The 19,156-nt window shown below is 53.9% G+C and carries 17 protein-coding genes and 6 tRNA genes; 11 read left to right on the top strand and 12 right to left on the bottom strand.

Annotation, left to right across the window (positions count from 1 at the left end; translation table 11 throughout):
• Positions 1–48: 48 nt before the first annotated feature.
• The gene (locus GBC03_12040; GenBank protein ID QFS70885.1) at positions 49–1,014 is read right to left on the bottom strand and encodes a glucokinase; all 966 of its coding nucleotides are present in this window, start codon (positions 1,012–1,014) and stop codon (positions 49–51) included.
• Positions 1,011–1,220 carry a hypothetical protein gene (locus tag GBC03_12035; protein QFS70884.1) on the bottom strand — a complete coding sequence of 70 codons (210 nt, stop codon included), beginning with the start codon at positions 1,218–1,220 and terminating at the stop codon, positions 1,011–1,013. The genes GBC03_12040 and GBC03_12035 overlap by 4 nt, the downstream gene beginning before the upstream one ends.
• Between GBC03_12035 and GBC03_12030 the strand changes: the two genes are divergently transcribed.
• On the top strand, positions 1,219–2,454 hold the full coding sequence (locus GBC03_12030) for an ion channel protein (GenBank protein QFS70883.1): 1,236 nt from the start codon (positions 1,219–1,221) through the stop codon (positions 2,452–2,454). The genes GBC03_12035 and GBC03_12030 overlap by 2 nt on opposite strands.
• Here the strand turns inward: GBC03_12030 and GBC03_12025 are convergent, their stop codons facing one another.
• Complete coding sequence (locus GBC03_12025; protein QFS70882.1) at positions 2,455–4,110, bottom strand: indolepyruvate decarboxylase; 1,656 nt, start codon at positions 4,108–4,110, stop codon at positions 2,455–2,457.
• 181 nt (positions 4,111–4,291) lie between these two features.
• Here GBC03_12025 and mgrA point away from each other — a divergent pair, with 181 nt between their 5' ends.
• Together mgrA and GBC03_12015 are read left to right on the top strand one after the other, a co-directional pair.
• On the top strand, positions 4,292–5,290 hold the full coding sequence (gene mgrA, locus GBC03_12020; protein ID QFS70881.1) for an L-glyceraldehyde 3-phosphate reductase: 999 nt from the start codon (positions 4,292–4,294) through the stop codon (positions 5,288–5,290).
• A gap of 126 nt (positions 5,291–5,416) precedes the next feature.
• On the top strand, positions 5,417–5,743 hold the full coding sequence (locus tag GBC03_12015; protein QFS70880.1) for a DUF2502 domain-containing protein: 327 nt from the start codon (positions 5,417–5,419) through the stop codon (positions 5,741–5,743).
• 53 nt (positions 5,744–5,796) lie between these two features.
• Here GBC03_12015 and mntH read toward each other — a convergent pair whose 3' ends face one another.
• A complete protein-coding gene (gene mntH, locus GBC03_12010) occupies positions 5,797–7,035 on the bottom strand; it encodes an Mn(2+) uptake NRAMP transporter MntH (protein ID QFS70879.1) in 1,239 nt (412 codons plus the stop codon).
• A 343-nt stretch (positions 7,036–7,378) separates the two neighbouring features.
• Here mntH and nupC point away from each other — a divergent pair, with 343 nt between their 5' ends.
• Positions 7,379–8,581 carry a nucleoside permease NupC gene (gene nupC, locus GBC03_12005; protein QFS70878.1) on the top strand — a complete coding sequence of 401 codons (1,203 nt, stop codon included), beginning with the start codon at positions 7,379–7,381 and terminating at the stop codon, positions 8,579–8,581.
• A gap of 41 nt (positions 8,582–8,622) precedes the next feature.
• Here nupC and GBC03_12000 read toward each other — a convergent pair whose 3' ends face one another.
• The 3 genes from GBC03_12000 to GBC03_11990 form a co-directional block, all read right to left on the bottom strand.
• Entirely contained in the window at positions 8,623–10,821 is a 2,199-nt protein-coding gene (locus GBC03_12000; GenBank protein ID QFS70877.1) for an EAL domain-containing protein, read from the bottom strand.
• A 197-nt stretch (positions 10,822–11,018) separates the two neighbouring features.
• Positions 11,019–11,094, bottom strand: a tRNA-Ala gene (locus GBC03_11995).
• 39 nt (positions 11,095–11,133) lie between these two features.
• Positions 11,134–11,209, bottom strand: a tRNA-Ala gene (locus tag GBC03_11990).
• Positions 11,210–11,430: 221 nt separating this feature from the next.
• On the opposite strand from GBC03_11990, the gene GBC03_11985 reads away from it, so the two are divergent.
• Both GBC03_11985 and GBC03_11980 read left to right on the top strand, forming a co-directional pair.
• Positions 11,431–11,793 (top strand): putative DNA-binding transcriptional regulator, encoded by a 363-nt coding sequence (locus tag GBC03_11985; protein ID QFS70876.1) that lies wholly within the window; start codon positions 11,431–11,433, stop codon positions 11,791–11,793.
• 1 nt (position 11,794) lies between these two features.
• A complete protein-coding gene (locus GBC03_11980; GenBank protein QFS70875.1) occupies positions 11,795–12,187 on the top strand; it encodes a putative DNA-binding transcriptional regulator in 393 nt (130 codons plus the stop codon).
• A gap of 53 nt (positions 12,188–12,240) precedes the next feature.
• On the opposite strand, the gene gltX is transcribed toward GBC03_11980, so the two are convergent.
• Positions 12,241–13,656, bottom strand: a complete 1,416-nt coding sequence (gltX, locus tag GBC03_11975; GenBank protein QFS70874.1) for a glutamate--tRNA ligase — start codon at positions 13,654–13,656, stop codon at positions 12,241–12,243.
• A 258-nt stretch (positions 13,657–13,914) separates the two neighbouring features.
• On the opposite strand from gltX, the gene GBC03_11970 reads away from it, so the two are divergent.
• The 4 genes from GBC03_11970 to GBC03_11955 all read left to right on the top strand — a co-directional run bounded on the left by GBC03_11970 (position 13,915) and on the right by GBC03_11955 (position 14,308).
• Positions 13,915–13,990: transfer RNA gene (locus GBC03_11970), tRNA-Val, on the top strand.
• Between the two features lie 45 nt (positions 13,991–14,035).
• Positions 14,036–14,111 (top strand) — tRNA-Val (locus GBC03_11965).
• Between the two features lie 41 nt (positions 14,112–14,152).
• Positions 14,153–14,228 (top strand) — tRNA-Val (locus GBC03_11960).
• A 4-nt stretch (positions 14,229–14,232) separates the two neighbouring features.
• A tRNA-Lys gene (locus tag GBC03_11955) sits at positions 14,233–14,308 on the top strand.
• A 209-nt stretch (positions 14,309–14,517) separates the two neighbouring features.
• Here the strand turns inward: GBC03_11955 and GBC03_11950 are convergent.
• From GBC03_11950 to xapA, 3 genes are all read right to left on the bottom strand, one after another.
• The gene (locus tag GBC03_11950) at positions 14,518–15,402 is read right to left on the bottom strand and encodes a LysR family transcriptional regulator (GenBank protein QFS70873.1); all 885 of its coding nucleotides are present in this window, start codon (positions 15,400–15,402) and stop codon (positions 14,518–14,520) included.
• Between the two features lie 98 nt (positions 15,403–15,500).
• Positions 15,501–16,757 carry an MFS transporter gene (locus GBC03_11945; protein ID QFS70872.1) on the bottom strand — a complete coding sequence of 419 codons (1,257 nt, stop codon included), beginning with the start codon at positions 16,755–16,757 and terminating at the stop codon, positions 15,501–15,503.
• Between the two features lie 64 nt (positions 16,758–16,821).
• Positions 16,822–17,655, bottom strand: a complete 834-nt coding sequence (xapA, locus tag GBC03_11940; GenBank protein QFS70871.1) for a xanthosine phosphorylase — start codon at positions 17,653–17,655, stop codon at positions 16,822–16,824.
• Between the two features lie 236 nt (positions 17,656–17,891).
• Here xapA and GBC03_11935 point away from each other — a divergent pair, with 236 nt between their 5' ends.
• Positions 17,892–18,233 (top strand): FlxA protein, encoded by a 342-nt coding sequence (locus tag GBC03_11935; GenBank protein ID QFS70870.1) that lies wholly within the window; start codon positions 17,892–17,894, stop codon positions 18,231–18,233.
• Here GBC03_11935 and GBC03_11930 read toward each other — a convergent pair.
• A complete protein-coding gene (locus GBC03_11930; protein QFS70869.1) occupies positions 18,224–19,150 on the bottom strand; it encodes a LysR family transcriptional regulator in 927 nt (308 codons plus the stop codon). The genes GBC03_11935 and GBC03_11930 overlap by 10 nt on opposite strands.
• Positions 19,151–19,156: the final 6 nt, after the last annotated feature.

The following is a 19,156-nucleotide window of genomic DNA, read 5'->3' as shown; positions in this document are numbered from 1 at the left end:
GGGTGAAAAAAACCGCGTGAGGTACGCGGTTTGTCTGTTTAACGTGGCTTATAGGATCTGACCTAACGTCTGGCGCAAATGCGCGCCAGAGCCAAGCAGGCCAGGATTATCGTGAACGATCAGATACACCGGAATATCCTGCACGTAGGCCTTAAAACGACCTTTATCTTCAAAACCACCACGGAAGCCCGACGCTTTGAAGAATTCCAGGAAACGCGGCACGATGCCACCGGCGATGTAGACGCCGCCAAAGGTGCCTAACGTTAGCGCCAGATCGCCGCCGAAACGTCCCATGATCACACAAAACAGCGACAGCGCGCGGCGACAGTCAGTGCAACTGTCGGCCAGGGCGCGTTCGGTAATATCTTTTGGCTGCAAATTTTCCGGCAGACGTCCGTCGGATTTGACGATGGCGCGGTACAAGTTCACCAGCCCTGGACCGGACAGTACGCGTTCCGCAGAAACATGACCAATCTCGGCACGCAGTACCTCCAGGATGATCGCCTCTTCTTCACTGTTCGGCGCGAAATCTACGTGACCGCCCTCGCCCGGCAGGCTGACCCAACGCTTATCGACATGGACCAGATGCGATACTCCCAGACCGGTGCCCGCACCATAAACCGCGATAGGTTTACCCTCAACCGGTTCCGCGCCGCCAAACTGGATCAGATGCTCTTTTTTCAGCATCGGGATCGCCATCGACACCGCGGTGAAATCATTAATGATTTCCAGATGGCTAAAACCAAGATTCTTTTTCATCTCCGCAATAGAAAATGCCCAGGTATGGTTGGTCATCGCGACCCAGTCCCCCGTAATCGGGCAGGCAATCGCGATACAGCCAGCGTTCACGTTAACCTTGTGCTCATCGAGGTAAACTCGCACAACAGCTTCCAGGCTGGGATAGTCCAGACCGGAATAGGTTTTGGCCTGCGAGATCTCACCGCTGTCGATATCACACAGAGCAAGACGGGCGTTGGTGCCGCCGACATCACCTACTAAAGCATACTTTGTCATTCTTCTACTGCTCCGCTAAAGTCAAAATAAGTCTTTGCCACACTGTAAATATACGGGGGCATAACAACAATGTCAGAAAAGCGAGTCCCCTGAAAATATCGATCCAGGTCACACAATAACTTTATCGTTTCAGCACCATTTGCAGCGATGCCATCCGGCTGACGCGGCAAACTGAGCGCAAGACACGGCATTAAGGAAAAAAACATGCTCCATCCGCGAGCCAGAACCATGTTGTTATTGTCGCTTCCCGCGTTGATCCTGGGGGTCGCATCCAGTTTAGTCCTGATTGTGGTCATGAAGTTTGCGTCCATCTTGCAGAGCATACTCTGGCAACGTCTGCCGGGCAGTCTGGGGATCGCTGCCGATTCTCCCCTCTGGATCATGCTCACCCTGACGTTAACCGGGGTTATGGTCGGTCTGGTGATTCGCTACAGCACCGGACATGCCGGTCCGGATCCGGCCACTGAACCGCTTATTGGCGCGCCGATTTCTCCTGCCGCGTTGCCAGGCTTGATCATCGCGCTGGTGTTGGGTCTGGCGGGTGGGGTCAGCCTCGGTCCCGAGCATCCGATTATGGCTGTTAACATCGCGTTAGCCGTTGCCCTGGGTCGTCGGCTATTCCCGCGGATTGGCGCACTCGACTGGACCATTCTGGCCTCTGCTGGCACCATCGGCGCCCTGTTTGGCACACCGGTCGCCGCCGCATTGATTTTCTCGCAAACCCTGAGCGGCTCTAATGACACCCCTTTATGGGATCGGCTCTTTGCGCCGTTAATGGCGGCGGCGGCAGGTTCGCTGACCACCAGCCTGTTCTTTCATCCGCATTTCTCGCTCCCTATCGCCCACTACACCCAGATGCGCATTGTGGACATTTTCTCCGGAGCCGTGGTGGCGGCGATTGCTATTGCGGCGGGGATGGTGGCGGTCTGGTGCTTACCCCGGTTGCACGCTTTACTGCATCGCCTGAAGAACCCGGTGGTGCTCCTTGGCGTCGGCGGCTTCCTTTTAGGGATACTCGGCGTGGTGGGAGGACCGCTAACGTTGTTTAAAGGTCTGGATGAAATGCAGCAAATGGCGTTCAGCCAGACGCTCGGCGCAACGGATTTCTTCATGTTAGCGGTGATTAAACTCGCCGCGCTGGTCATTGCGGCGGCCAGCGGTTTTCGCGGAGGGCGAATCTTCCCGGCGGTATTTATTGGCGTAGCGTTAGGGCTGATGTTGCATGCCCACGTTGAAGCCGTTCCGGCGGCCATTACCGTCTCCTGCGCGATTCTGGGACTGGTGCTGGTCGTCACCCGTGACGGCTGGCTCAGCCTGTTTATGGCCGCAGTGGTGGTGCCGGACACCACCCTGCTGCCGCTACTGTGTATTGTCATGCTTCCGGCCTGGCTGTTACTGGCGGGCAAGCCGATGATGGTCGCCAACCGGGAAGATAAATAGTCATCCGCTGTTACGCGATTCCAGCGCCTGGGTGACCTTGCGTAGCAGCGTGGGTAAGTCGGCTTTCGGTAGCACAACTTCAATTAGCGAGAGCCGCTGTGGATGCTCCAGCCGGGCCAGTACCTCCTCGAGTTGGATGGCCTGAGTCACCCGCCAGCATTCAGCCTGATCCGCAAGGCTGAATGCCCGTGGGATCTGCGTCCAGTTCCAGGAAGCAATATCGTTGTACCGCTGTTTCTCCCCGTGGATCGCTCGCTCAACGGTATACCCGTCGTTATTGAGCACCAGAATCACCGGCGTGTGCCCGTCACGCAGCATGGAGCCTATTTCCTGGATCGTCAGTTGCGCTGCGCCGTCGCCGGTTATCAGAATAACCCGACGTCCAGGTGCCGCCGTTTGTGCGCCAAACGCTGCGGGCAGCGAGTAGCCTATCGAACCCCAGAGCGGTTGTACTATCAGTTCCGCCCCCGTAGGCAGCGACAAAGACGCGGCCCCAAACGCCGCCGTTCCCTGATCGGCGAGGATCAGATCGCCGGGTACCAGCGCCTGCTGCACGGTATGCCAGAAATTCTCCTGGGTCAGCGCCCCTCTTTCGATGTGCGGCTGCACGGCCGCAGATTTAGCGGACGGCGGCGCAAAAGAGAGCTCCAGACACAGCTCACGCAACGTGGTGACCGCCTGTTCCATAGACAGACCACTGAACCAGGTTCCTCCCACCCGCGATGCCTGCGGCTGAACCTCAATGGTACGTTCCAGCGCCAGTTGCTGGGTAAAACCGGCAGTCAGCGTATCGACGAATCGGGTTCCCACACAAATCGTGGTATCCACCTGTTCTATCGCCTGACGGACATCGTCACTGCTGGCCCCCGCGCTGTAAGTGCCGACAAACCCCGGTTGCTGTTCGTCGAAAAGCCCCTTCCCCATCAACAGCGTGGCGTGGGCCATGGGCGTCTCAACCATCCAGCGTTGCAGGACCGGTTGTAGACCAAAGCGATGGGCGAGAAAATCTGCCAGCAGCGCAACGCGTGGACTGTTGATCAGCATTTGTCGTGCATGGTAGCGAAATGCCGTCACCACGTTCTCCTGCCATTCCGGCCCAGAGAGAGCCAGCTCCGCCGAGGGAGGCAATGCGGGACGTTTTGCTACATCAGCAGGCAGCATCAGGTAACCCGGGCGATGGGCGGTCAACATCGCGCACAGGACGCGGTCAATCTCGTAACAGGCGTTTGGCTCATCCAGCAGCGCACTGGCAGCACAGAGGGACTGGCTCATACGGTAGAAGTGCTGGAAATCGCCGTCGCCCAGCGTGTGGTGCATCAGTTCGCCCCGACGCTGCGCGCCGCTACACGGGGCGCCAACAATATGCAAAACGGGGACATATTCCGCATAGCTGCCCGCCAGGCCATTCATCGCACTGAGTTCACCCACGCCGAACGTGGTCAGCAACGCGCCTGCTCCAGCGACCCGTGCGTAACCGTCCGCCGCATAGGCGGCATTAAGCTCGTTTGCGCACCCGACCCAGCGCACGTGCGGATGATCGATCACATGGTCAAGAAACTGCAAATTGTAATCGCCCGGTACGCCAAACAGATGCCCGATGCCGCACCCGGCAATTCTGTCGAGCAGGTAATCCGCAACGGTATAAGGGGTTTGCATGACAGCTTTCCTTCTGACGGTAACCTCATGTTGAGTATTGAAGAAGCGTCGGGGCTGTCCAGAAAGCGGCGGCGATGAGGGTGGAAAGCAGAATTTACAGTGGCCGGGGTGAAAATGTCATTGAAAAATGATGAGTGTAAACGTATACACTTGAGAGCTGAATTCACTGCGAGGGAAGAAAATGGTTTACCAGCCTGATGAAAATCGCTATCAGAGGATGGCATTTCGCCGCTGCGGTCAGAACGGTCTGAAGCTACCCGCTATCTCGCTTGGCCTGTGGCATAACTTCGGCGATACCACCCAGGTGGAAAACAGCCGGGCCCTGCTTCAGCGCGCGTTTGATCTGGGGATCACCCACTTCGACCTCGCAAATAACTACGGCCCTCCGCCGGGTTCAGCGGAACGTAACTTTGGCCGTCTCCTTCAGGAAGATTTTTTGCCGTGGCGCGATGAGCTGATAATCTCCACCAAAGCGGGTTATACCATGTGGGAAGGCCCTTACGGCGACTGGGGATCCCGCAAATATCTGATTGCCAGCCTTGACCAAAGTCTGAAGCGGATGGGGCTCGAATATGTGGATATTTTCTACCACCACCGTCCCGACCCTGAAACGCCCCTGCAAGAGACGATGAAAGCACTGGACCACATCGTGCGCCAGGGAAAAGCGCTGTATGTGGGGCTCTCCAATTACCCTGCCGACCGCGCCCGTGAAGCTATCGATATCCTCAATGATTTGGGCACACCGTGTCTGATTCATCAGCCTAAATATTCGATGTTTGAACGCTGGGTAGAGGACGAACTGCTGGAGATGTTGCAGGAAAAAGGGGTGGGAAGTATCGCGTTTTCACCGCTGGCAGGAGGACAACTCACCGATCGCTACCTGAATGGGATCCCGGCTGACTCCAGAGCCGCGAGCGGAAGCCGTTTTCTGAATCCGGATCAGCTCACCGCCGGGAAACTGGAAACCGTACGCCAGCTCAATACGCTGGCCGAAAAACGTGGGCAAAAACTGTCGCAGATGGCGCTCGCGTGGATACTGCGTAACGATAACGTCACCTCGGTGCTGATTGGTGCCAGTAAAACCACGCAGATTGAAGATGCGGTCGGCATGCTGGCCAATCGTCATTTCACCGACCAGGAGTGCGCCGATATCGACAACATTCTGAACAGCACGCGTTAACTGCATTTTTAGCAATTCGTGCTCTCATTCATGATTTAAGAGTTAAGGCGATGAAATGGGGCTTTACGGCCCCGTAATATTACGTTAACAGGCCGACTACGGCTTCGATCGTGAAGGAGATAAAGAATGTTCAGGTCACTGATTCTGGCGGCAGCCTTACTGGCTTTTACACCGCTTGCCGCAAACGCGGGCGAAATCACCCTGTTGCCATCGATAAAATTACAAATTGGCGATCGCGATAATTACGGTAACTACTGGGACGGCGGACACTGGCGTGACCGTGACTACTGGCATCGCAATTATGAATGGCGTAAAAATCGCTGGTGGCGACATGACAATGGCTATCACCGTGGCTGGGATAAGCGTAATGCTTATGAGCGCGGATACCGGGAAGGCTGGCGCGATCGCGACGACCACCGGGGTCGCGGCAAAGGTCACGGACACCGTCATTAATTCCATTTTTATTGAAAGCCCGATGCGCAGGCCTCGGGCTTTTTCATTACCGGTTACAAACCCAGCGCCGTGCCAACCAGTAGCCACAGATTCAGCGCCACCACCAGCACCACAATCATCCAACCAATCTGTTTAACCCAGCGAGTGTTCACCAGATCGCCCATCAATTTACTGTCGCTGGTAAAAATCAGCAGCGGCACCAGCGCCAGTGCGATACCGAAGCTTAACAGCACCTGGCTCATCACCAGAATACGCGTCGGGTCAAGACCTATCAGAATAACGATAAATGACGGCATCATGGTGATGGTACGACGCACCCACAAGGGGATATGAAAGCGGACAAATCCCTGCATCACAACCTGCCCCGCCAGCGTTCCCACCACCGTTGACGACAGTCCCGCCGCCACCAGGCTCAGCCCGAATACCGTTGCCGCCGCGTGGCTTAATAACGGCTCCAGCGTCAGATAGGCTTGATCCAGATCGGCAATACCCGTATGACCACTAAAGTGAAACGCTGCGGCAGCCGTCGCCATCATCGCCAGATTGACGAACCCCGCAATGGTCATGGCGATAGCCACATCCCATTTTGTCGCCGCATAGCGCTGCTGACGAGTACCGCCGTGCAGATGTTGCGTTAACGAAGAGTGTAGGTAGATGACGTGCGGCATGATGGTTGCGCCCAACACCCCGGCAGCCAGAAACACCGCTTCAGAGTTTGGCAAGCTGGGGATCATCATGCCTTTACTCAGTTGCACAAAGTTGGGTTGGGAAAATATCAGTTCAACAATATAGGCCATGGCGACGAACAGCAGCAGGCCGCCGATCACTTTTTCCAGCGGCTTTTGCCCGCGCCGCTGGAGCATCAGGATCAGGAAGGTGGCGATCCCGGTCAATACCGCTCCCTGCAATAGCGAAACGCCGAGGATCAGTTTGAATCCTATTGCCGCACCGATAAATTCAGCAAGATCGGTCGCCATCGCGATGATCTCCGCCTGTACCCAATAGAACCAGACCACCGGACGCGGGTAGCGATCGCGAATTTGTTCAGCCAGATTCTTACCCGTGGCAATGCCCAGTTTGGCTGACAAGACCTGGATAAGCATCGCCATCAGGTTTGCCCAGACCACAACCCACAGCAGTTGATAACCAAAGCTGGCACCGGCCTGAATATTCGTCGCGAAGTTGCCCGGGTCGATATACCCGATAGCCGCAACGAACGCAGGCCCCATTAATGTGAGCCTTAACTTGCGCGCTGCTCTTCCACTGCTACTCTCAACGCGATCGTTTGTCATTTTCTGCCTCTGAAACATAGCCTGTGCTATGTTTTATGTTATGCCTGATGAGAATGGTTATCAAGTGCATGTAATAAAGGTAACCTTGATTTCTCTGACAGGCGGGAACGATAACGAGTGCGGGTACAGGAAATGCGCGCAGCATGTTTAATAATTGTTATTATATTAGCACAATAACTTAACTATTTACTTTCGAATTAGACATAACAGAAGTGTATGCCGGATCACTATTTTTGAATCTCGTCACAGGTCCTGATTATAGTGTGTGTTAGATCTCGTTTTCTTTGCACGCGTTGCATAGAATGTGCACGGAAATTTAACCTGCCTCATATTTGGAGCAAATATGGACCGCGTCCTTCATTTTGTCCTGGCACTTGCCGTTGTTGCGATCCTCGCATTGCTGGTAAGCAGTGACCGTAAAAAAATTCGCATTCGTTATGTCGTTCAACTGCTTGTTATCGAAGTGTTACTGGCGTGGTTCTTCCTGAACTCTGACGTCGGCCTCGGCTTCGTTAGAGGCTTTTCCGAAATGTTTGAAAAACTGCTCGGATTCGCCAATGAAGGGACGAACTTCGTCTTTGGCAGTATGAACGACAAAGGCCTGGCCTTCTTCTTCCTGAAAGTCCTGTGCCCTATCGTCTTCATTTCAGCGTTGATCGGTATTCTGCAGCATATTCGCGTGCTGCCGATTATCATCCGTTCTATTGGCTTCCTGTTATCCAAAGTCAACGGTATGGGCAAACTGGAATCCTTCAACGCCGTCAGCTCGCTGATCCTTGGCCAGTCTGAGAACTTTATCGCGTATAAAGACATTCTGGGCAAAATGTCCCGCAACCGCATGTACACCATGGCTGCAACGGCAATGTCCACCGTTTCCATGTCTATCGTCGGCGCGTACATGACCATGCTGGAGCCAAAATACGTCGTTGCGGCGCTGGTTCTGAACATGTTCAGCACCTTTATCGTACTGTCGCTGATCAACCCGTATCGCGTTGACGCCAGCGAAGAAAACATCCAGATGTCCAACCTGCACGAAGGCCAGAGCTTCTTCGAAATGCTGGGTGAATACATCCTGGCTGGCTTCAAAGTTGCGATTATCGTTGCGGCCATGCTGATCGGTTTCATCGCCCTGATCGCCGCGCTGAACGCCCTGTTCGCTACCGTGACCGGCTGGTTCGGCTACAGCATCTCCTTCCAGGGCATCCTGGGCTACATCTTCTATCCGATTGCCTGGGTGATGGGTGTGCCGTCCAGCGAAGCACTGCAGGTGGGCAGCATCATGGCGACCAAACTGGTTTCCAACGAATTTGTTGCGATGATGGACCTGCAGAAAATCGCCTCCACGCTCTCTCCGCGCGCTGAAGGTATCCTCTCAGTGTTCCTGGTTTCCTTCGCCAACTTCTCTTCTATCGGTATCATCGCGGGCGCGATTAAAGGCCTGAACGAAGAGCAAGGTAACGTCGTGTCCCGCTTCGGTCTGAAGCTGGTTTACGGCTCTACGCTGGTGAGCGTCCTGTCGGCATCTATCGCCGCACTGGTTCTGTAAGACAGCACTGACATAAAAACGGGGAGCGCATCCCCGTTTTTTTATCCCTGTAATTCCCCTAACGGCCTCGGTCGTCCAATCAAATACCCTTGCAGGTAGTTCACCCCCAGGCTTAACAGCAGCTCCCGCTGCGCAGGCGTCTCTACATATTCCGCCACCACGCTTAACGACTTTGCTTTTGCCAGATCGGTTATCGACTTCACGATCATCGCATCCAGAGAATCGGTCATAATATCTTTTACGAACACGCCATCGATTTTGATGATGTCTGCCTGCAGGCGCTTCAGGCGCTCATAATTGGCATAGCCGGTTCCAAAATCATCAATCGCAATCCTGAAGCCAAACCTGTGCAACTGTTCGATGTTTTGCATGCTGGTTTCCGAATTGGAAAACGCCTGCTCTTCAGTTATCTCAATGATCACCGTTTCTGGCGCGATACCATAACGGGTAAACAGGCGAATGATGCGCGGCGCCGTCTCTTTTTGCAGCAAGGTCAGCGGCATTAAATTGACCGAAAAAAGCGGCCCTGGCTCAGTAGAAGGATGCTCCGATAACCAGTTCAGCAAGGCTTCAACTACCTGCAGATCAAAGCGGGCGCTGAGGTTAAACTGTGCTATTAGCGGGATAAATTGATCCGGGGTCATGATGCCTTCATCGCTTTTCAGCCGCGCGAGAATTTCATCGTATCCTTTGCCCTGAGCGTCGCGGATAGGCTGCGCGTAAAGCAGAAGATCGCCACCATCGAGTGCTTTACGTATTTTATTGAGCAGCAGCACCCGTTCGGTTGTCTGACCTGTCGCCACTTCCTGGCTGTGAGTCAGTGCCAGCACCCGGTGATTTGCGCAGGATTGTTCCGCCAGCCAACTCAACTGACCCAACAGCGGTTGCAACGTCTCCTGCTTACCGTCCCATTGTCCCCAGGATGCGCCATAGCCCATGTCCAGCCCGGTGTTGTTCCAGTAAATTTTACGACTGTTCAACAGGTCGAGCATATGTTGCAGGCGGGCGTCCACCTCCGACCCATTGAGCACCAGCAATAATTCACTGCCGGGCAACTGGAAGATTTTTTCATCCTCAAGCATCAACGGTTGCAGCATACGGTGCACCGTGCGTTTGCTATGCACGCGCATCAGCATGCCGTAATGACGACTGAGAAACTCCATATTCTCCAGGCGCAGACAGCAGACGCTCTGCCCGGCCCCTTTTTGCAGGAACTGTTCCAGCGCGCGCAGATTCGGCAAGCGGGTTAAAGGATCGGTAAGCGCCTGCTGATGCCAACGACGATTTAACCATTCGCTACGCTGGTAGATACGCATCATATAGAGCAGACAAATACTGAACGAAACCAATACCGACAGGACGAAGGCCAACGAATACTCCGACCCGACGCCCTGTAAAAAATTGCGGTTGTAGGTCAGCAAGAACAGCGTTGAAACCGCCCAGCTCAGGTTCAAAAAAGGGTAAGTCAGCTTGCCCACGCCGGAGGTGAAAATGATAAAGAAAACAGGAACCAGATACCCGGCGATGTAATCGTTGTCATACGGGGTGCACATCAGGATGAGCAAAACAGCGATGACAGCGAGCCAGCACAAGGTAAATAAGCGAATTTCCTTCTTGAAACAGGGGGCGATATCTCTACGCCAGAATGTTCGGGCATAGTGTGGACTCACGATCATCCGCATCGGGTAATAAAAAAGCATGGTGAAAATTAGCACCGCGGAGATCAGGCTTAGAATATCGACAATCGTGAAAATAGCGGCTGCAGTACCAAAGAACGTCGAGACGGCCACCGGAAAGTCGAGATAATGACCCGCCAGATACATGCTGATTTTGATGCCCACAGGGGTAATAAAACCGAACAAAATGACGCGTCGCCAGATATTGCGATTGGGTAGCCCACAGCGCCAGCGCGAACCCAATTGCCAGCGAGCAATAGCGCAAACACCCACCACAACAGACATCTGGCAAAACAGAAGTACTGCCCCCTGGGCAAACGGCAGATGAAGATTCCAGAGGTTAGTAATATACAACGCTAACATGACGGGCAGAACACCGCGCCTGCCGAAAAGAAACATCATCGACAGCAGGACGCACAGCGGCAACCACGAAAGATAGATATAACTGGAATCCACAATCGCAAGCGGGGAAATCAAACGCGAAAACTGGATGGCTGCGATGGAGAGCACGATCGCAAGAGCGAATATTCTTATATTATTTATCAGGTTGCGCTTGACTGGCATGGATTGACTGCTCTCACGGAACGAACTATTAATCACATTAATAATAAGTTTATTCGCATCGCGAAGCAAACCTATGCCCACCAGAAACAGATGTCACAATTTGCAGAAAAGACTCTGGCTTATCAGCAACTGTATTACAAAAATGGAAGGTATGCAGAGATAAAAAAACCCCCGCTTTACAGCGAGGGTTCTGAATTTGGTGGAGCTAAGCGGGATCGAACCGCTGACCTCTTGCATGCCATGCAAGCGCTCTCCCAGCTGAGCTATAGCCCCACGATGCGTTTACGTACCAAAATTGTTGGGTTCAATTTTTGGTGGAGCTAAGCGGGATCGAACCGCTGACCTCTTGCATGCCATGCAAGCGCTCTCCCAGCTGAGCTATAGCCCCATTACGTAAAGCTTGTCGAGTTGACGGGCGGCATCATATGAATTCCCTTCGCATGTGTCAACGGCAAATTGAAAACGCCGATTCTAATCGCTGAAAAAGCAGACAACTGAATAGCAATGCGTAACAACTCGCATTCAGTAGTTAAACACGTCACGGTTTCCACTAAAATGGTGCTATAAAATGAACCACTAATTAACCATACGACTATTCAGGGAATCTTTATGTTCAAGGAGCGGATGACGCCAGAAGAACTCGCTAATCTGACGGGTTACAGCCGACAGACCATCAATAAGTGGGTACGAAAAGAGGGTTGGGCGACATCACCAAAACCAGGCGTCCAGGGCGGTAAAGCACGACTGGTGCATGTTAACGAACAGGTTCGTGAATATATCCGCAGCGCAGAACGCTCGGCGGAAGGGCTGTCTGACACCTTCTCGCCCCCAGGCGATGCCTCACTGGAAGCGCTACTGGTCAAACTGGTGAAAGAGATGACACCAGCCGAACAAAAACACTTTACCTCTTTGCTACTGCGGGAAGGGATTACCGGTTTATTACAACGCTTAGGGATCCGCGACAGCAAATAATATGAAAAGATTACGCAGCAAAATGACCACCGAAGAACTGGCGGATTGTCTCGGTGTGGCTAAACAAACCGTGAATCGCTGGATCCGTGAGCAAAAATGGGAAACGGAAAAATTTCCAGGTGTTAAAGGTGGTCGGGCAAGGCTCGTTCATATCGACACGCGCGTGCGAGAATTTATTCTGAACATCCCGGCGTTTCGTAACCATTCTGCATTTTATCAGGCTGAGGAGTCGCTGGCTGAATACAACCCTGCCATACGCAGTCATGCCTATCGCCAGATTATTGATGCCGTGGAAAATATGTCCGAAGAGGAACGGGAAAAGTTAGCGCTGTTTCTTTCACGCGAAGGCATCCGCGGTTTTCTTACTCGCCTGGGTCTGAACGATTCTGAGTGACGCAAATAAAAACGGCAGAGTCTCCCCTGCCGTTCTGCTAATGCGCCGATCGCTTACTGCTGCGCTTCACGCTCTGCAATAAAAGCCAGTGCTTTATTGATACGCTCGATGCTTCGGGTTTTACCAATCGCATGTACCGTTACGTCTAAGCCAGGAGACTGGCCCGCACCGGTTACCGCAACGCGCAGCGGCATACCAACTTTGCCCATCCCCACTTCAAGCTCATCGGCGGTCGCCTGAATGGCATGGTGCACGTTTTCAGCCGTCCACTCGGTAATGGCCGCCAGTTTGTCGCGCACGACTTCCAGCGGCTGACGCGCAACCGGACGCAGGTGTTTCTTCGCAGCATCAGCATCAAACTCGGCAAAGTCTTCGTAGAAGTAACGGCAGCTCTGCGCCATCTCTTTCAAAGTCTTGCAACGCTCGCCCAGCAGTTTCACCAGATCAGCCAGCTGTGGACCATTGCGCGTGTCGATGTTTTCCTGCTCGATGTGCCACTGCAGATGCGTTGCCACATACTCCGGTGCCAGCGAGTTAATGTAGTGATGGTTCAGCCACTGCAGTTTTTCCGTATTGAACGCGCTGGCAGATTTGCTGACCGCACCGAGGGAGAACAGCTTGATCATCTCTTCACGGGTGAAGATTTCCTGATCGCCGCTGGACCAGCCCAGACGCACCAGGTAGTTCAACAGGGCTTCCGGCAGATAACCGTCATCACGATACTGCATAACGCTCACCGCGCCGTGACGTTTGGACAGTTTTTTACCATCGTCGCCGTTGATCATGGAAACGTGGGCATACACCGGCACCGGTGCGTTCAGCGCTTTAAGGATGTTGATCTGGCGCGGAGTATTGTTGATATGGTCTTCACCACGAATCACGTGGGTGATCTCCATATCCCAGTCGTCCACCACAACACAGAAGTTATAGGTCGGGGAACCGTCGGTGCGGCGGATAATCAGATCGTCCAGCTCCTGATTACTGAATTCGATCGGGCCACGGATCTGGTCGTCAAAAATGACAGAACCGTCCTGCGGGTTGGCAAAACGGACAACGCAAGGCTCGTCATCTGCGTGATGTTCATGACCATGACGGCAGCGACCGTCGTAACGCGGCTTTTCGCCCTTCGCCATCTGCTCTTCACGCAGTGCGTCCAGACGCTCTTTGGAGCAGTAGCATTTATAGGCTGTGCCCGCTTCCAGCATCTCATCAATCACTGCGTTATAACGATCGAAACGCTTAGTCTGGAAGTACGGACCTTCGTCCCATTCCAGGCTCAGCCAGTTCATCCCATCCATAATGGCTTCGATCGCTTCCGGCGTGGAACGTTCAAGATCGGTGTCTTCAATACGCAGCACAAACTCACCGCCGTGATTACGTGCAAAAAGCCAGGAATAGAGAGCAGTACGCGCACCACCGACGTGCAGATAACCTGTCGGGCTTGGCGCGAAGCGAGTTTTGATTTTCATGAAATGGCCTTACGTTTATAAAGATGCCGACAACCGGCAAATCCGGGGAAAATGGAATGGCCGATATTCTATCACTGTGAGGTAAATCCTCAATGTTGTTACCGGGTAAACGCCGCGCATAGACGTTTTTGTTTAGAAATCATGCGTCAGAGACCGTTTCGCTATCGTTTTGTTTAAAATTACGACGAACGAACAATTTCTTTAGAAAAGGCGTTGACTCATTTTCAACTCTCCCTATAATGCGACTCCACACAGCGGGGGTGATTAGCTCAGCTGGGAGAGCACCTCCCTTACAAGGAGGGGGTCGGCGGTTCGATCCCGTCATCACCCACCAACTACTTTATGTAGTCTCCGCCGTGTAGATAAGAAATTGAGAAGTGGGTGATTAGCTCAGCTGGGAGAGCACCTCCCTTACAAGGAGGGGGTCGGCGGTTCGATCCCGTCATCACCCACCACTTTCTCACCAGCTAAATTTCTTATTGTGAAGTACCGAAGTGGGTGATTAGCTCAGCTGGGAGAGCACCTCCCTTACAAGGAGGGGGTCGGCGGTTCGATCCCGTCATCACCCACCACTTCGGGTCGTTAGCTCAGTTGGTAGAGCAGTTGACTTTTAATCAATTGGTCGCAGGTTCGAATCCTGCACGACCCACCAATGTAGAAAGGCGCCCTAAAGGCGCCTTTTTGCTATGCGCAGAATGTCACGATTCGAGCCTGATGGCGCTTCGCTTATCAGGCCTACACTGCTCAGTTAAGCCGCGTAGGCCGGATAAGACGTCAGTCGCCATCCGGCGATATCAGGATTCACAAGGCTCAAACCTGCTTACCTGATGGCGCTACGCTTATCAGGTCTACGGTTCTCCGTTACGTCGTTAAGGCGACAATCATATGGTCCAGTGCTGGTGTCGCCTGCTGCTGGTCATACACAATGTACAAATCTGCCGGAATACGCTCTTCTAATGGACGGAACACCACTCCCGGCCAGTTCATCTGCGCATAACTGTCTGCAATCAGCGTAATGCCGATCCCCATGCTAATCATCGCCAGTACGGTTTGCGGCTCCATCACTTCACGAATAATCATTGGAGAGAATCCGGCGCTCTGACAAACGCGTTGCAGAAACGCCCAGTCTGTGTGAATGGACGGCATGGTGACGAAATATTCATTGCGCAGTGCGGCTAACGGCACGGCCTCACGGGCAGTCAGCGGATGTTCTTCCGGCATCGCAACCAGAAAAGAGGATTCATGCAGCCGCAGGCTGGTAAATCCAGGCGCAGGGTCAATCGCCATTCGCCAGACACCAGCATCCAGTTCACGTCGCTCCAGCATAGCCATCTGCATTGCCGGCATATTTTCGCGAAACAACACCTCAACGTTGGGATTCGCCTTCAGGAATCGCCGCATGACCGGGCGCATTTTTCCCCACATCGCGGTGCCGATCACCCCCAGTTCGATCCGCCCTGCTTCACCGCGCCCAATCTGTTCGACTCGTGCCAGTACCTGATTAGCGCTGGAAAGCAGACGCCGCGACTCTTCCATCAGGATTTTCCCCGCATGGGTCAACGCCACGCTGCGGGAATGCCGGATAAACAACAGCGTGCCAAGCTCCTGTTCCAGCTCCTTAATATGAATGCTCAGCGGAGGCTGCGACATATTCAGACGAACCGCGGCGCGTCCAAAATGCAACTCTTCGGCGACGGCAAGAAAATAACGCAGTAACTTGAGATCGATACGATGCGTGCGTTCCATGGGTAATGCGCTCCTGAGGGGAAGAGTGATGCGCCAGGTTACCACATTGCATCGCAGAACTGGAACGGCGGGCAACACTCGCCCGCCGCAAAGGAGGATTAACGGGCCAGCGAGTGCTGAGTCAGTTTTTCAGGCTCATGCTTATACTTAAAGAACAGCGCGAAAATCACCGCCAGCGCCAGGGCATACGCCGCAAAGACGAGCCAGATAGTTTGCCAGTCCTTCACACCCTCCACAGAGAAGTAATCCACCGCCATACCGCTCAGGATGGAACCAACCCACGCCCCGACGCCGTTGACCATCGTCATAAACAACCCCTGCGCGCTGGCACGGATCCGAGATTCCACTTCCTGCTCAACGAAGACGGAGCCAGAAATGTTGAAGAAGTCGAATGCACAGCCGTAGACGATCATCGACATCAGCAGCAGGACGAAACCGAACGGTGACGGGTCGCCAAAAGCAAAGAAACCAAAGCGCAATGTCCACGCCAGCATACTCATCAGCATGACCGTTTTGATGCCAAAACGTTTGAGGAAAAACGGGATGGTCAGAATAAAGCCCACTTCCGCCATCTGCGAGACGGACAGTAAGATGGACGGGTATTTCACCACAAAGCTATCGGCAAATTGCGGATCGCGGGCAAAGTCGTGCAGGAAGGGATTACCGAAAACGTTGGTAATTTGCAGCACGGCACCCAGCATCATGGCGAACAGGAAGAAGATCGCCATCCGCGGATTTTTAAACAACACGAACGCATCCAGCCCCAGCTTACTGGCAAGCGACGCGCTCGCATTCTTCTCGGCCACCGGTATTTTTGGCAGCGTGAGTGCATAGATAGCCAGCAGCAGTGATGCGCCGGACGCAATGTACAGCTGCGCGCTGCTCAGTTCCAATCCCATCAGGCTCACAGTCCACATTGCAACGATAAAGCCAATCGTGCCGAAAACGCGGATAGGAGGAAATGCCGTTACCGGATCCTGCCCTGCCTGCGCCAGACAGGAATAGGAGACGCTGTTGGAGAGAGAAATAGTCGGCATGAAGGCCATTGCGTTGATCAACATCACCCAGAACATGGTGTCCGGGTCAGTCACCGTGGTCGCGTAGAGCAACACGCCTGCGCAGAGCAGATGACAGAACATATAAGCGCGCTCCGCACGCAGCCACTTGTCAGCAATAATCCCCATAATACCGGGCATAATAATCGCCGCCAGCCCTTTTGAGCTGTACACCATACCCACATTGGCACCGGTAAAATGAAGGGTGTTAATCATGTATGAGCCCAGGGTCACCAGCCAGCTTCCCCAGATAAAATATTGCATAAACGACATGATCTTTAATCGGGACGCAATACCCATTTTTCTCTTCCTTGCCGTAGAGTACGAACCCCGCCTGCTGGCGGGGTCATTATTATTCTCTGTTTCAGGCCAGTTTGCGCAGGAACCCGCAAATCAGGTCGATAAAGTTCTGTCGTGAAAGTTCAGCCGCCGCCAGGGTTTGCGCATGCGAGAGTTTCACATCACCCAGGCCTTCCGCCAGATTGGTGATCGCCGACACGGCAACCACTTTCAGTCCGCAATGGCGGGCGGTGATGACTTCAGGTACCACCGACATCCCCACCACATCACCACCGATAATCTGCATCATGCGGATCTCTGCTGCTGTCTCAAAGTTAGGCCCCGGATAGGAAACAAACACCCCTTCGCTCAGCGCGAAACCTTCGTCGGCTGCGACGCTCTGCAAAACCGCGCGATAGTCGGCGTCGTAAGCATTGGCCAGCGAGAAGAAACGCTCGCCAAAGCGGTCGTCGTTCGGCCCAACCATCGGCGTCCCCGGCATGGTGTTAATATGGTCGCTCAGTGCCACCAGGCTCCCTGGCCCCACTTCCGGACGCAGAGAACCCGCCGCGTTGGTGCAGAACAGCAGTTCGCAACCCAGCAGCTTCAGCGTGCGAATGGCGTCGGTCATCACGGTCATGCCGCGTCCTTCGTAGAAGTGCCCGCGCCCTTTCATACAGGCGACGGGAACCCCGGCCAGATGACCGAGCACTAACTCGCCCGCATGCCCGTGAACGGTACTCACCGGAAAACCCGGCAGCTTCTCGTAGGAAATCGCCACCGCGTCTTCTATCTGCTCAGCCAGCGCGCCTAAACCCGAACCAAGGATAAAGGCGACGCGCGGCGTGAAGTCAGGCTTGTAGCCGCGAATAATATCAGCGCTGTTCCAGGGATTCTGGGAAAAGTGGGAGTCGGTCATGAGATGTCCTTATAATCGGCTAATCACTCATTGAGTGAGAGAGGTAATGGTTATAACCAGAGCACGCAATCGATTACCAATACAGTTTTCCCTGCCGATCGATAGTAAATATATATTGATATGGCAAATCAGAACCGTTGGGTAAGAAAAAGCGTCCCTGCCAGAAATGGCAGGGAGTACTGAAGGTCTGCTGACTTGTGCCGATATCGTAGTTTTAATGGCAAAAGGAAACCACGATGACCACCATTAACGTCTCAACCCCTTCCGTACAAAGCGGTGGCGGTGGGGCAAAAGCCGCCGCCGGTAACAGCCTCTCTGCACAAATCGCGCAGATTGCAGAGAAAATCACCCAACTGACGCAGAAGCTCAAAGAAGTGTCGGACGGCAGCGGCAGTGCCGAAGAGAAGCAGAAGCAGCAGGAGTTGATCCAGACGCAGATCAAAATGTTGCAGGCGCAACTGGCACAGTTACAGCGTCAGCAGGCCGAAGAGGCGCAGCAAAAGCAGGATCAAACACAGGTTAAAGCAGAAGGCGTTAATTATCCTTCTGACGATCATCAGATTGATGTCTATATCTGATAGAGCGGATCCTGTGCACGTAAATCCGTTAATTCATTCGCCTGGGTGCGAACCACCTCCCACAGCGCCTGGGCTGCCGTCGACAGCGAGCGATTTTTGCGCCGCGCCAGCATCAACTGTCGTTCCACCACCGGCGTCAGGCGCTTCACCTGCAAATGACTTCCCTGCGGAAGCGGTAAGGCCAGCGCAGGCAAAATGCTAATGCCTATCCCCGCTTCCACCATCGGAAACAGCGTCGCCGGATGACCAATCTCCTGCACAATATTGGCTTCTATCGCAAAGTGCGCGAGCGCCGCGTCAATGAGCGGCCGACTTCCCGACGCGTAATCCTGCAACACCAGGCGTTCCTGCTGGAGATCCTGCCAGCTCACCCACTCCTGTTGCGCCAGCGGATGCGCCTGATGGCAGAGCAGAAGGAAGGGTTCGGACAGTATTGCTTCACACTGCAAATCGCTCACGGCACCGGGATCAATCACAATACCAAAATCCACTTCCCCCTGACGGATACTCTCCAGCACCCACTGCTGCGGTCGATCGTGCAGGACAAAGTCGATCGCCGGATAACGCTGATTGCTTTGCGCAATACACTGCGGAATGAGATGGGCGGAGATAGTCTGGCTTGCCGCCACGCGGACAGTACCGGCGAGTTGCGTGCCCACTCTGCCCGCTTCCCGTAGCGTGATATGAAGTTCATCCAGCAGCCGCTCCAGGCGGCCTGCCAGTTGTTGCCCGGCATCCGTCAGCACGACTTCACGCGTCGTGCGGTTCAGTAACTTCACTCCTGTCTGGCGCTCCAGTTCTTTGATACTGTGACTGACGGCCGACTGGCTCAGACCAATAAACTCACCGGCCCGGCTGAAACTTCGCTCCTGAGCAACGGTAACAAACACACGTAATTGACGCAGAGAATAATTCATCAACTC

It is taken from the genome of Citrobacter telavivensis (assembly GCA_009363175.1).
Lineage (GTDB): Bacteria > Pseudomonadota > Gammaproteobacteria > Enterobacterales > Enterobacteriaceae > Citrobacter_A > Citrobacter_A telavivensis.
This window is presented reverse-complemented; position numbering and strand designations above follow the sequence as displayed.